General features: G+C 51.0%; 13 protein-coding genes. 4 read left to right on the top strand and 9 right to left on the bottom strand.

Translation table 11 applies throughout. The features are described 5' to 3' along the window. Positions 1–289: 289 nt before the first annotated feature. Positions 290–916 (bottom strand): HU family DNA-binding protein, encoded by a 627-nt coding sequence (locus K2G43_RS04590; protein WP_300153188.1) that lies wholly within the window; start codon positions 914–916, stop codon positions 290–292. A gap of 334 nt (positions 917–1,250) precedes the next feature. Next, positions 1,251–1,700, bottom strand: coding sequence for a cupin domain-containing protein (locus tag K2G43_RS04595; protein ID WP_300153190.1), 450 nt, complete (start codon positions 1,698–1,700; stop codon positions 1,251–1,253). Between the two features lie 234 nt (positions 1,701–1,934). Here K2G43_RS04595 and K2G43_RS04600 point away from each other — a divergent pair, with 234 nt between their 5' ends. The 4 genes from K2G43_RS04600 to K2G43_RS04615 all read left to right on the top strand — a co-directional run bounded on the left by K2G43_RS04600 (position 1,935) and on the right by K2G43_RS04615 (position 4,993). Then, positions 1,935–2,309 carry a helix-turn-helix domain-containing protein gene (locus K2G43_RS04600; RefSeq protein WP_300153192.1) on the top strand — a complete coding sequence of 125 codons (375 nt, stop codon included), beginning with the start codon at positions 1,935–1,937 and terminating at the stop codon, positions 2,307–2,309. Between the two features lie 85 nt (positions 2,310–2,394). Next, on the top strand, positions 2,395–3,288 hold the full coding sequence (bla, locus tag K2G43_RS04605; RefSeq protein ID WP_366524969.1) for a class A beta-lactamase, subclass A2: 894 nt from the start codon (positions 2,395–2,397) through the stop codon (positions 3,286–3,288). A 106-nt stretch (positions 3,289–3,394) separates the two neighbouring features. Next, positions 3,395–4,591 (top strand): 6-bladed beta-propeller, encoded by a 1,197-nt coding sequence (locus K2G43_RS04610; RefSeq protein WP_297644536.1) that lies wholly within the window; start codon positions 3,395–3,397, stop codon positions 4,589–4,591. 9 nt (positions 4,592–4,600) lie between these two features. Then, complete coding sequence (locus K2G43_RS04615; RefSeq protein ID WP_297644538.1) at positions 4,601–4,993, top strand: TonB family protein; 393 nt, start codon at positions 4,601–4,603, stop codon at positions 4,991–4,993. A gap of 64 nt (positions 4,994–5,057) precedes the next feature. Here the strand turns inward: K2G43_RS04615 and K2G43_RS04620 are convergent, their stop codons facing one another. The 7 genes from K2G43_RS04620 to nagA all read right to left on the bottom strand — a co-directional run bounded on the left by K2G43_RS04620 (position 5,058) and on the right by nagA (position 12,186). Then, the gene (locus K2G43_RS04620) at positions 5,058–5,393 is read right to left on the bottom strand and encodes a hypothetical protein (RefSeq protein ID WP_300153195.1); all 336 of its coding nucleotides are present in this window, start codon (positions 5,391–5,393) and stop codon (positions 5,058–5,060) included. A 75-nt stretch (positions 5,394–5,468) separates the two neighbouring features. After that, positions 5,469–6,029: an AAA family ATPase gene (locus K2G43_RS04625; protein ID WP_300153197.1), complete on the bottom strand. Its 561-nt coding sequence runs from the start codon at positions 6,027–6,029 to the stop codon at positions 5,469–5,471. 344 nt (positions 6,030–6,373) lie between these two features. Next, a complete protein-coding gene (locus K2G43_RS04630) occupies positions 6,374–8,221 on the bottom strand; it encodes a YgiQ family radical SAM protein (RefSeq protein ID WP_300153199.1) in 1,848 nt (615 codons plus the stop codon). A 36-nt stretch (positions 8,222–8,257) separates the two neighbouring features. Next, positions 8,258–8,473, bottom strand: coding sequence for a sulfurtransferase TusA family protein (locus tag K2G43_RS04635; protein ID WP_297644737.1), 216 nt, complete (start codon positions 8,471–8,473; stop codon positions 8,258–8,260). Further along, entirely contained in the window at positions 8,470–8,793 is a 324-nt protein-coding gene (locus K2G43_RS04640; RefSeq protein ID WP_297644735.1) for a hypothetical protein, read from the bottom strand. Before K2G43_RS04640 ends, K2G43_RS04635 begins: the two co-directional genes overlap by 4 nt. Before the next feature lie 189 nt (positions 8,794–8,982). Beyond that, entirely contained in the window at positions 8,983–10,974 is a 1,992-nt protein-coding gene (locus K2G43_RS04645; protein ID WP_297644733.1) for a glucosamine-6-phosphate deaminase, read from the bottom strand. Between the two features lie 30 nt (positions 10,975–11,004). Beyond that, on the bottom strand, positions 11,005–12,186 hold the full coding sequence (gene nagA, locus K2G43_RS04650; protein ID WP_297644731.1) for an N-acetylglucosamine-6-phosphate deacetylase: 1,182 nt from the start codon (positions 12,184–12,186) through the stop codon (positions 11,005–11,007). Positions 12,187–12,271 lie beyond the last annotated feature (85 nt).

A 12,271-nucleotide genomic window follows, 5' to 3' on the forward strand; every position in this document is an offset into this window, starting at 1 on the left:
ACGCTATATGCGTGAGAACCACTATGCTACCTCTTGTATCAAATTCGAAATTTCTCAGGTTTCAACTTTACAAGATAGGCATAACGCTTTCTTTATCTAATATGTTACGGACAGAGTCTTTTCTCAATCCGAATGCAAATGTATAAAAAATCCGTAATATAGCTACCGTTGAGGGTTGATATTACGGAATTTATTCATCTGTTTATCGACATTTTGGTGAAACTATAATATACATATATGGTGATTTATAGCCCAAAATCGGCTATAAATATTCATATATGTTATCTTTCTATCCCTTCCTGATATACACCTTGTGCGACCCTCTTCCCGTGGTTCCGATGCCGCTGTCGGGCGTTTCGCTCCACAGCTTCAGTTCGCGTGCGGCGGCGTTGCGCAGCAGTCCCGTGAGCTGGCAGTAGTCGGTGACCTTCATCAGCGAATGCTGCTCCAAGTAGTCTTGCGCCATCTTCAGGCGTTGTTCCGGCGTGTATCGTTGCGAAGAGCGCTGGAACTTCCATTTGGAACGGTCCAGGTTGCAATGCTGTCCGGTTTCGTGTATGAAATCCTTATCGGCGCGGAAGTTGATGTTCTTGACGCAGATACTCATGGCGTTGCGTTTCTTGCCTCCCGGTTCGGCACTTTCGCGTTCCGCTCCGTCGCGCAGACCTAAGGAGGGGGTGAATACGCCCAATCCATCTATCTTTACGGAGTGCCCTTGTCCCATCTCGCGGGCGATGGCTTGGGTGAGCGATCTCACCAGCCCGATGATGTCGCCGGGGGTGAAGGTGCTGGCATAGTTGATGTGCTCTGCCAAATAGTTCAAATCCACTTGTCCCCAAATCCTCATGCGGGGGAAGAGTACTTTCTCGCCTTCCTCGGTGGGAAGCGTCAATTCTTGCATCTGATATTCTGCCATAGTATTGTGATTTAAGAAGAAGTAATCGGTTGTCCCACTCAAGGTATGGTAGAAAACTACTTTTACTCCCGTTGGGAAAAGGGATTACTCCCGTTATAAACTTGTTTAACCTGCCGCATAAACTTCATCTCGCGCCGCGAGATGTATATCTCGCCTGCCGGGATGTACATCTCAGCAGGCGGGATGTACATCTCAGCGGCTAAGATAAAGTTTTTCTCCGGGATTAACAAACTTTCCGACGGTGAAGTGACGTTTTCTTTCCCATACAGAAGGGTTCTTGTTACTATTGTTTATCTGGCTGAATCCGATGCCTTGTGGAGTGAAGGTCAGGAACTTACCACTTCACCGGTTCGTTCAGGATTACCCCGTCGGCTGCATCTTCTTCCGTGAATGTGTTGCCGCGATATTGCACGCAGAGCATCACGAGCGATTCCGTTCCGTTGTTGCGCACGCTTCGTTTCCCGTCGGGCGCCACACGCACCACGCTGCCTTCTTTCACGGGGAACACCAAACCATCTACTTGAAACTCGCCTTTGCCGCCGAGGAAGAAGTAGAGTTCTTCGTGCTTCTTGTGCGTATGCAGGAAGCCGGTCTCCGTGCCGGGCTGAAACACCTGCATGGAGAATTCGCCGCCGGTGGCGCCGAGGGCCGCTCCTCCAAAGACCTTTCCCGGAATCTTCACTTCGGGGCCGAGTTCCAGTACATATCCGTTCAAATCACTCATTTTGCCCACATTGATGGCTTTGAAATTCGTTGCTTCCGCAATCTGCTCAATCTGTTTCATATTCTTTCCTTTTTAATGGTTAGTAAATAAAGTTTCTTGTTGTCTTTTACGCTGCAAAGGTGCGGACTTATTTTTATTTGCACAAGTAGGTTCTTAACACTCAATTAGTTACCTCGAAGTAACCTTTGCTGGTGTTGAGGTGTTTGCGTTTGGATTTTTTTTTGAAATAATTTCTCTTTGGTGCTTAGAAGGTATTTGATTACTTTTGTAGAGCGAATAGATATACAACATATTATGAATAGAACAACTATCGAAGATGCCCTGTTTCCGGGGTGCCCCATACGGAACATCCTGTCGAGATTCGGCGATAAATGGTCGCTGCTGGTGATATACACCCTTGACAGGCAGAACCGGGCTGTGCGGTTTAAGGAGTTGCAGCGTGAGATTTCGGATATTTCGCAGAAGATGCTGACCGTGACGTTGCGCATACTGGAAGAAGACGGCTTTGTGACACGCACAATCTATCCGGAAGTGCCGCCTCGTGTGGAATATGCCTTGACGGAAAGGGCGAAATCATTACTTCCGCACATCAATGCCTTGATTGGTTGGGCTTTGGAGAATATGGACGCGATTATGAACGATAGAAAGAAAAGTGTAGGAAAAATATAATATGTATGTGCTTATGATAAAATTAGGAAAAACTTGCATCATTGTTTCGGGTATTGTCTTGATGGGTCTGGTGGCATGGGGACTTATGCCGCTGTCATCGGAAACGGGGAAGAAAGAGAGGAGCTATACGGATGTCCTGACCGACACCATCGCTCAAATCGTGGCGGGCTATCCCGGTGAGATAGGCGTGGCTGTCATCATAAACGGCAGCGATACCGTTGCGGTCAACAATGAGAACATCTATCCCATGATGAGCGTGTTCAAGGTTCATCAGGCGTTGGCGGTTTGCCATCAGTTCGACCTTGACGGGCTTTCCCTTGACACATTGATGACCATCAAGAGGGACGAACTCGATGCCCACACTTGGAGCCCCATGCTGAAGGATCATCAGGAGCCGGTGATGACGTTGCCGGTCGGAGATTTGTTGCGCTATACGCTTCAGCAAAGCGACAACAATGCCAGCAACCTGATGTTCGAAAAACTGGTCGGCGTCCCTGAAACCGACCGCTTCATAGCGACACTCATTCCCCGTGCGAGTTTCCGGATAGCCTATACGGAGTCGGAGATGGCAGCCGACCATGCCAAAGCCTATTCCAACTGCACTTCGCCTCTCGGAGCGGCGATGCTGATGGAGCGCCTGTTCACCGACAGCTTGGTGAGCCGCGAGAAGCAAGCCTTCATCCGGAAAGCGTTGGGCGAATGCGCGACCGGCAAGGACCGGATAGCGGCTCCTCTCATTGGCAAGGAAGGGGTGAGCCTTGCCCACAAGACAGGCTCTGGATACATGAAGGAGGGCGGAATACTGGTAGCCCACAATGATGTCGGTTACGTCAGCCTGCCCGACGGCATGCACTATACGTTGGCGGTGTTCGTCAAGGATTTCAAGGGGAACGAGGCGCAGGCCGCACAAGCCATAGCACGCATATCGGAGTGTGTGTACTCGTTGCTGGCGCAGGAGGATTTCGGCACAGGTATTTGAATTGTTATATATTCTAAAACACATCGTTTTATTAGTCAAAACATTACGATGTGTTCGTATATAACGTTACCTTTGTGTATGTTGAACATACTAAACATACCTGCTTATGAAAACACCTTCTCTTTTCCTTCTTCTTTCCCTGTGCCTCGGCGCTTGTGCCGGAGGCAAGTCTTCCGATGGAAAGTCATTGGACGATTGTCCTGAAGTAGCCGATTTCCGGCAAGCCGGCAACGACCCGGTGCTGGTGGTGCAGTTGGACAAAGTAAAAGATACGCTCGACCTGCCGCTGAGCCGTCTGCTGGATGATTTCCGCATTGTGCCGCTCGACAATCGGGAGGAGGCGTTGACCAAAGGAGAGTCTGTGACCGCCTGCGACAACTATGTGGGCATGGGCGGCAGCATGAGGGAGCCTTATCGCCTGTTCGACCGTAAAGGGCGTTTCGTCTGTCAGGTCGGTGCCAACGGGCAGGGACCGGGCGAGTATTGGGCGGTTTACGACAGCTCTGTGGACGAGGCGCACGATCGTGTCTATCTGATGCCGTGGAATGCCAAATCGCTGTTGGTCTATAACCTGAAAGGGGAATATCTCTCTTCCATTCCCTTGCCTACGTTGGTGCCGAAAGGTGTCTTTTCTGTAGATACGGAGAAGCGGCTCCTAACGGTGGGATTGCTGCCTTTTGCCGATATTGAAGGTGCGTCCGTCGTGTGGCAGCAGGATTTTGAAGGAAATGTACTGCACCGGGTGAGCGCTTCCTCTTACGCCGTGGTGCCGGATTTCAGCAACGAGGTGTCGAGCAGCCGCAACAGCGGCGACGGCGTGTTCGACTTTTCCATTTTCCATTGGCAGGCATCGGCCGATTCGCTCTATCACTTCCTGCCCGAAGAGAACCGCCTGGTTCCGGTGGTGACGTTACAGCAGCCGCAGGAGAAGATTCAGCAGAGCTATGTTGAACTGCCAGGGCATTACCTGATAGATATTCCTACCGGATATACGGACACAGAATATGGCTCTTATGTCTCTCGGCGACTGACCGTATTGGTGGACAAACAGACGCGGAAAGGAGCTTATGTCCGCATCCTGAACGATCTGATAGGCGGTGTGCCGGTAGAGTATGCCATCTTCTACTTCAAGCACGGGCACTTTGCCTATACCGTGGAGCCGGGCTTGCTGCTGGAGCATGTGGAAGCGGCACTTGCTCATCCGGAATCTCTCAGCGAAGAGCGGAAGAAGGCATTGGAAGCATTGAAAGCCCGCATCCACGAGAATGACAACAATTACCTTTTCATCGGAAAGATAAAGTAAGATGCCGATTTGTCCGGCCTGCGAAAGAATGTCCGAATCGCCGGACAGGAGAACGGGAAGGCAAAACAAACTGCCGTGGCAGAAGACACCGCTACGGAGGAGCCGACAGATACGGTGGTCTTTAGACCTCCTTACATTGGCAATTGGCAGGAATATTACCGGAGTAACAACCGTTTCAAAGATTGGAAAGGCAAAGAGGTGGTAACAATAGTGGGTGCCGTGATAGAAAGGGACGGAACGCTCCGCAACCTCAGAATCATCAGAAGTTGCGGTCACGACGAACTAGACCGTGAGGCAATCCGCCTAGTGGAGGAAGCCGATATTACTCCGGCGACTAACGAAGCGAAGCAACCGGTGCGTTGTACGAACTTTGCCGCGCCGGTCTATTTCCCTCCCCGGTAGTGCCGTGCGCATTACTGCTTTTTGTAGAGTGGGTTTATCAGGTTCTGCCGTCCCGTCTTATTTGTCATAATTGCTCTTTCTTTAAGAATGAGCGTAAATGCAGATGGCGTATTCCTTCTAAATTGGATTCCGCTTGGAACGGGTCCATTGAGACTACATATTTGGGATAATTATTTTTAATTTCTCTCAGATTATCGACCTCCCTTTTGACGGTACTCTCTTCGCTGAGGAGATAGGTTGCCTGAACATAGACCGTATTATCGCCTTTGTTTGCCACAAAATCTATCTCTCCATTGCGCAGAGTGCCGACATAAACTTTATAACCGAGACGAAGCAAGTGCAGATACACGGCATTTTCAATCAGTTTCTCAATATCTACCGCGCGGTTTCCTGAAGTCAATGCGTTGCGCAGCCCCAGGTCCTCAAAGTAATACTTTTCATTGGTGGACAGTAATTGTTTCCCATGAATGTCATATCAATTAACCTTATTGAGTATGAATGCATTGCAGAGGAAATCCATATATGAACGAACCAATGGCGGGTTTACATTCTCACGTTCGTGTTGCATGTACTTACTGATGCTGTTGGCCGAAAACAATTTGCCGATATTGTCAGCTACAAAGCGTGATAGATTTTCAAGAAAAGCGACATTGCGTACCTGTTCCCTGCCAAGGATATCTTTAAGTATAATCGTACTATAGACACTTGAGAGATAATCCCGTATCATTTCCATGTCATCAATCGGCAGCAGAGCAAGATTCGGCAGGCCACCGATGTTGAGAAACTTCACAATTGAAGAATCGCAGTCTTCCACATTGTGAAATGTGAGGAACTCTGAATAAGACAGCCCGTAAACATGAACTTCGATGTATCTGCCGGATAGCAGAGTCGCCAGTTCGCCGGACAGCATTTTGGCATTAGACCCCGTTACCACCACATCAAATCCGTCCCGGTCATAGTAGTTGCACAAAGCACGTTCAAATCCGTCAATCTGTTGCACTTCGTCAATCAGAATATAGTTGTGTACTCCTGCCACAGACAGACTGACTGTCGATGTATGTGTTCAAGTCGGTATAGTTCCTGATGCCATCGAAGTCGCTTTTCTCCTTGTCAATATAGATAATGTGAGCGTCATTGCGAGAACTCCACTCCGACACTAGGGTTCACATGAGACAACTTTTACCTACACGCCGTTGTCCGGTAATACAGATAATAAGGTTACGACCGATAAGGTTCGTGATTTTGTCGAGATAAACTTGTCGGTTTATTAGTTTCATGATACTATAGGTTTAAAACTTCACAAAGTTATAAATAATAGAAGATATACCTTCTAAAATCGGAAAATGAATCCGTTTTAGAAGGTATATCGACAAAAATCTCTTATTTCCTATACAACTTGTCTATCAAATCCTGCCGCCCCATCTTCTTCAGCTCATTGATGATATTCCTTCGCTCTTCGGGCTTGTACCAGAAGAAGAATTGCCGTTGCGCCAGTTTCTCGCGCTGGGTCTTGGCGCTGAACACCGGTTCCAGCGTGTAGGGGTGGAAGCCTGTGTACCACGCTTCGGTGGCTACGGTCATCGGGGTGGGCGTGAAATCTTGCACCTGCTCCAGGTGGAAGTCCAGCCGCTTGGTGATGACGGCAAGTTCCGCCATGTCCTCTTCCTTGCAGCCGGGGTGGCTGGAGATGAAGTAGGGGATGAGTTGTTGGCGCAGTCCCTCTTCGCGGTTGATGCGGTCGAATATCTTCTTGAATTCGCCAAACTGGCTGAACGGCGGCTTGCGCATGAGGTTCAGCACGCGGTCGGAGGTGTGCTCGGGGGCCACTTTCAGGCGGCCGCTGACGTGGCGGGCGATGAGTTCGCGGGTATAGTCACGGGTGCTTTGGTTCACCATTGGGTCTTTGCTCGGATGCAGCAGCAGGTCGTAGCGCACGCCGCTGCCGATGAATGACTTCTTGATGCCGGGCAGGGCGTCCACCGCATGGTAGATGTCGAGCAGTGGGCGATGGTCTGTGTTCAGGTTGGGGCATACTTTGGGGTGGATGCACGACGGGCGTTTGCACTTTTTGCACTTCTCCAAATCTGTGCCTCGCATCCGGTACATGTTGGCGGAGGGACCGCCTAAGTCGCTGAGGTACCCTTTGAAGTCGGGCAGTTCGGTGATTGCCTTTACTTCTTTCAAGATGCTCTCCTTGCTGCGGCTCACGATGAACTTCCCTTGATGTGCCGATATGGTGCAGAAGGCGCAACCGCCGAAGCAGCCGCGGTGCAGGTTGACGGAGAACTTGATCATGTCGTAGGCCGGAATGCGCTTCCCTTTATATTTGGGATGCGGCAGGCGGGTGTAAGGCAGGTCGAAGGAGTGGTCCAGCTCCGCTTCCGTCAGGGGCGGGTAGGGGGGATTGACTACCACGGTCTGCCTGCCCGTTTGTTGCAGGATGCGCGAAGCGGCGTATTTGTTGCTCTCTTCTTCGATATGGCGGAAGTTGGCGGCTTCTTTCTTCTTATCCTTCAGGCACTCTTCGTGGGCGAAGAGGATGATGTCGCCCGCTTGCGGAGTTACTTCTTTTTCGAGGTAAACCATCTGCGGGATGTCGGCAACCAGTTGCTTGAAGGCTGACGGGGCAGGCGTGGCGTTTTCTTCCGCCGGTCTGCACTTCATCCTTTGGACAAGTTCCACAATCGGCTTTTCGCCCATGCCGTAGATAATGGCATCGGCTCCGCTATCCACCAGGATGCTGGGGCGCACACGGTCTTGCCAATAGTCGTAGTGTGTCAGCCGTCGCATGCTTGCCTCTATGCCGCCCAATACAACGGGAACATCGGGATAGAGTTTCTTTAAAATCTGGGTATATACGATGGAAGGATATTCCGGCCGCATGTCCGGTCGCGCGTCCGGTGTATAGGCATCGTCGCTGCGCAGGCGCTTGTTGGCGGTATATTTGTTCACCATGCTGTCCATGCAGCCGGCGCTGATGCCGAAGAAGAGGCGGGGGCGTCCCAACTTCTTGAAGTCGCGCAGGTCGTCCCGCCAGTTTGGTTGGGGGACAATCGCCACGCGCAAACCTTCCGCTTCGAGTATGCGCCCGATGACGGCAGAGCCAAAAGAGGGATGGTCCACGTAGGCATCGCCGCTGAACAGGATAACGTCCAGTTCGTCCCACCCGCGAAGCTCCACTTCTTTCTTGGTGGTGGGTAACCAGTCAGTCAGTCTATATTCTTTCATTGATATTACAATGGGATAATGTGTCGATGTGCCACATTAATGCACCGTAAATTGTACCAGCATTTCCTCTCCGTCGTAGATTTCGCGGAAACCGATTTGTTGTTCGGCAAGATACTCCTTCAGGTCGTTGAAGGCGGCTGCATCGTTCATGATGATTTCCAGTTTCTCACCTGTTGTTGCTTCGCACATCGCCTTTATGGCAGGGATGAGCGGGCTGTACGTCTTTAGTCCTCGTGTGTCGATGGTTTTCATTTCTCTTCTTCCTCTTCGATGGGTTCTTGCTGCGACAGCCATTGCAGGTAGAGCTTGATGAGCTGCTGCAACCCGAATGCTTTCATGTTGTTGTGGTAGATGACGTCGATGCAAAGGTCGAGCAGGTCTTTGCTGTCTTCCTCTTGTGCGGCGATGAGGGAGCGGATGTTCAGCTTGAGCTTGTCGAGCACGGTCTCGTCCACAATGCCGTTGCTGTCTATCAGGTGACGGAAGAGTCCGTATTTCTCGATGGTGGCGAGGTTCTCTTCAGATATTTCTAAACTGCGTGTTCCGCTGGGGTTGGCTTGTATGGTGTACATGTTTTTTCTATTTTAAAGGTTGATATACTTGTTACTTGTGGAGCAAAGATAGGACTTATTTTGCATTTTGCGATGGTGTTGCCTGAAAAAAGAGAATTTCTTAAACAAAAAATGACGCAAACAACACAGATTTATAAAAGAAAAATCTGCGTCATCTGCGCCATTCGTATTTAAAGGACTCTTGCTTTGTTACAGCGGAATGTACTCCACAAACGCCTCCATCGCCTCGTAAGAAGCCAAGCCGAGGCTGTCATACAAGGCAGCTGTACCGCGGTTGCGGTCTTCGCTACGCTGCCAGAACAGGCGTTCGTCGTTGCCTAGGAACGGGGCGCTCTCCATCTGGCTCTGGTGCTTCAGGATGGAGTTGCGCTTGGCACGCAATTCTTCCGGGCTGATAGGCACTGCCATCTCGATGTTTTCGATTTCCCACTCTGCCCATGCGCCGCGATACATCCAGATGCGGCACTCTTTCAGCCATTCGGCACCTTCTTCCTTCTCCAGGTCAATGGCGGCGAATACAGCATCCGTGCAGACACGGTGCGTGCCGTGCGGGTCGGCAAGGTCGCCGGCCACGAAAATCTGATGAGGCTTCACCTCGCGCAGCAGGTTGCGTACGATTTCCACGTCCGCTTCGCTGATGGGGTTCTTCTTGATTTTACCCGTCTCGTAGAATGGCAGGTCGAGGAAGTGGCAGTGGTCCAACGGAATGTTGTTGTAGGTACATGCCGTGCGTGCCTCGCCCCGGCGAATCAGTCCCTTGATGGTCAGGATGTCGCGGGTATCCATGTCGCCGTCTTTCTTCTCTCTCAAGAACTTGCGGATTTCGGCATACTTCTCGTTGATGACCTGGTCTTCGCTGTTGTTGAAGAGTTGGTTGAATCCGTTGATGAAGTGCAGGAAGCGGATTACCTCTTCATCGCCCACGGCGATGTTGCCGGAAGTCTCGTAAGCCACGTGCACATCGTGCTTCTGCTCTACCAGGCGGCGGATGGTACCTCCCATGGAGATGACGTCGTCATCGGGATGCGGAGAGAAGACAACCACGCGCTTCGGATAGGGGTTGGCACGTTCGGGACGATACGTGTCGTCGGCGTTCGGCTTGCCGCCCGGCCATCCGGTGATGGTGTGTTGCAGGTCGTTGAATATCTTGATATTCACGTTGTAGGCGGAGCCATACAGAGCCAGCAGTTCACTCAGGCCGTTTTCGTTGTAGTCTTTGTTGGTCAGCTTCAGAATCGGCTTTCCGGTCAGTTGGCACAGCCAGACGATGGCGCTGCGAATCAGCTTGTCGTTCCATTCGCAGGAAGTCACCAGCCAGGGACGCTGTATGCGTGTCAGGTTGGCGGCTGCGGAGAGGTCGATGACGATGTGCGCATTGTTGTGGGTCTGCAGGTAAGAGGCAGGAATGGTGTCGGTCACGGCACCTTCCACACACTCTTTCACCATGTGTGCCTTTTCTTCGCCCCATGCCATCAGATACACCTTCTTGGCGGCAAGGATGGTGGAAACACCCATTGTGATGGAGCTGATAGGCGTATTCTCGATGTTGCCGAATATCTTGGAAGCCTCGTTGCGCGAAGCGTTGTCCAGCAGGATGAGGCGGGTGGTGGAGTTCAGTCGCGAACCCGGTTCGTTGAAACCGATGTTGCCCACACGACCTATGCCGATGAGGGCGGCATCCAGTCCGCCGAAACTCTCGATGCGTTGCTCGTAGAGACGGCAATATTCAAAGATGGTATCTTTGGCAATCGTGCTGTCCGGACTGAAGATGTTCTGTTTGTCGATGTCCACGTGGTCGAGCAGCATCTCCTTCAAGGCGTTCAGGTTGCTGTTGATGGCATCCGGTGCCAAAGGATAGTATTCATAGAGGTTGAAGATGACAACATTGCGGAAGCTCAGCCCCTCTTCTTGGTGCATGCGCACAAGGTCGGCATATACGTTGCGCGGAGAATTGCCGCCGGCCAGTGCCAATACGCAGAAGCGTCCTGCCTTCTGCTTGTCGCGGATAAGTTGTGCGATGTCAAGCGCAATCTGGTTGGCGCCCTCTTCTGCCGATTCATAAATATCAGTAGGAATTTTCTCCAGTCGGGTCAATACCGACCGCTCAAATGCGTTCTCCGGTCTGTAATATCTTGGGGAGACTCTGTTGAGAGTGATCTGAGAGCTTAGATTGGTTTTCATATTATATAGGTATTAATGGATATATTCGAACTATCGGTTCTTGTTTTGAGTGATGGTATCGGTTTCCGGTATCAGCTTACCCATTGCCCATACGGCTCTAACGTTCAGGTCTTCGTCTAAGAGGACGATGTCGGCATCCTTGCCCTTCTGGAGTGAACCTTTACGGTCATATACACCCATCACTTTTGCCGGCGTTTCGGAAGCCATACGTATGGCGTCTGCCAACGGAATTTCCGCTTTTTGTACCATGGTGCGTATCAGTCGGTCCATGGTGGCGACACTGCCGGCGATGGCAGAGCGGTCGGCCAGTTTGCAGACTCCGTCTTCGATGATGACACGCGGGTCGAAAGCCTTTTGGCTGTCGCTGGCGGCGCAGGCAAGTGCATCCGTAATCAGACAGGTGCGTTCCACACCCTTAATTTTGTAAACCAGTCGGAGGATGGTGGGGGGCACGTGTATGCCGTCGGCAACCACTTCCACTGTCATGTCATCCATCAGGTAGATGCTTTCCACGGTTCCTTCATATTTATACTCGCGGCGTTTGTGGAAACCGGGCATTGCATTGTAGAAGTGTGTGGCATGGGTATATCCGGCTTCGTAGGCGGTATGGATATCCTCGTATTCAGCTTGCGTGTGGGCTACGGATGCCAGGATGCCTTTTGCCGTGATGTACTTACCGAACTGCATGGCACCCGGCAGCTCGGGAGCGGCATCCCAACGCTTGATACACGACCAATTCTCTACAATGGGAATATATTCGTTGGGGTCGGGGTCTTTGATGTTTTCCGGTATCTGTCCACCCGCCATTGCCATGTTCAGGTAGTGGCCTTCGAGGTGCAGACCGAGTATCGGGCTGTCTTTCTCAGCCATCAGTTTGGTACAAGTTTCCGCAGCCTGCTCAATCATGGGCACTGTGGAAGAAGAAAGGGTAGGGAAGATACTGGTGGTTCCGTACTTCATGTGGGTTGCAACAGCAGCGCGGAAAGCGTCTTCTGTACACTCCATAAAGTCGCGGCCGCCACCGCCATGACAGTGTATTTCCACACCGCCGGGCACTACATACATTCCTTTTACATCGATGATTTGTGCGCCGATTACGGCCAGGTCACAATTAGTCACTTCCAAAATCTGTCCGTCTCTGATGAGTACGGAACCATCTTTGAGCCATCCCTGTGGGGTCAGGATGCGGGCGTTGATAAGTTGGGTCAACATAGAAATTAGTGGTTAGAGTTATTAATTTAATTATGTTTTTTGTCTGAACGTTATTTCTAAAGACAAAAATAGATACTTTTTGTTG

This window comes from Bacteroides sp., assembly GCF_029057325.1.
GTDB lineage: Bacteria > Bacteroidota > Bacteroidia > Bacteroidales > Bacteroidaceae > Bacteroides.

Excerpts from the sequence above, each read along its gene's own strand:
- K2G43_RS04590 (WP_300153188.1), bottom strand. The coding sequence starts at position 916 with ATGGCAGAATATCAGATGCAAGAATTGACGCTTCCCACCGAGGAAGGC.
- K2G43_RS04595 (WP_300153190.1), bottom strand. The coding sequence starts at position 1,700 with ATGAAACAGATTGAGCAGATTGCGGAAGCAACGAATTTCAAAGCCATC.
- K2G43_RS04600 (WP_300153192.1), top strand. The coding sequence starts at position 1,935 with ATGAATAGAACAACTATCGAAGATGCCCTGTTTCCGGGGTGCCCCATA.
- bla (WP_366524969.1), top strand. The coding sequence starts at position 2,395 with ATGCCGCTGTCATCGGAAACGGGGAAGAAAGAGAGGAGCTATACGGAT.
- K2G43_RS04610 (WP_297644536.1), top strand. The coding sequence starts at position 3,395 with ATGAAAACACCTTCTCTTTTCCTTCTTCTTTCCCTGTGCCTCGGCGCT.
- K2G43_RS04630 (WP_300153199.1), bottom strand. The coding sequence starts at position 8,221 with ATGAAAGAATATAGACTGACTGACTGGTTACCCACCACCAAGAAAGAA.
- K2G43_RS04635 (WP_297644737.1), bottom strand. The coding sequence starts at position 8,473 with ATGAAAACCATCGACACACGAGGACTAAAGACGTACAGCCCGCTCATC.
- K2G43_RS04640 (WP_297644735.1), bottom strand. The coding sequence starts at position 8,793 with ATGTACACCATACAAGCCAACCCCAGCGGAACACGCAGTTTAGAAATA.
- K2G43_RS04645 (WP_297644733.1), bottom strand. The coding sequence starts at position 10,974 with ATGAAAACCAATCTAAGCTCTCAGATCACTCTCAACAGAGTCTCCCCA.
- nagA (WP_297644731.1), bottom strand. The coding sequence starts at position 12,186 with ATGTTGACCCAACTTATCAACGCCCGCATCCTGACCCCACAGGGATGG.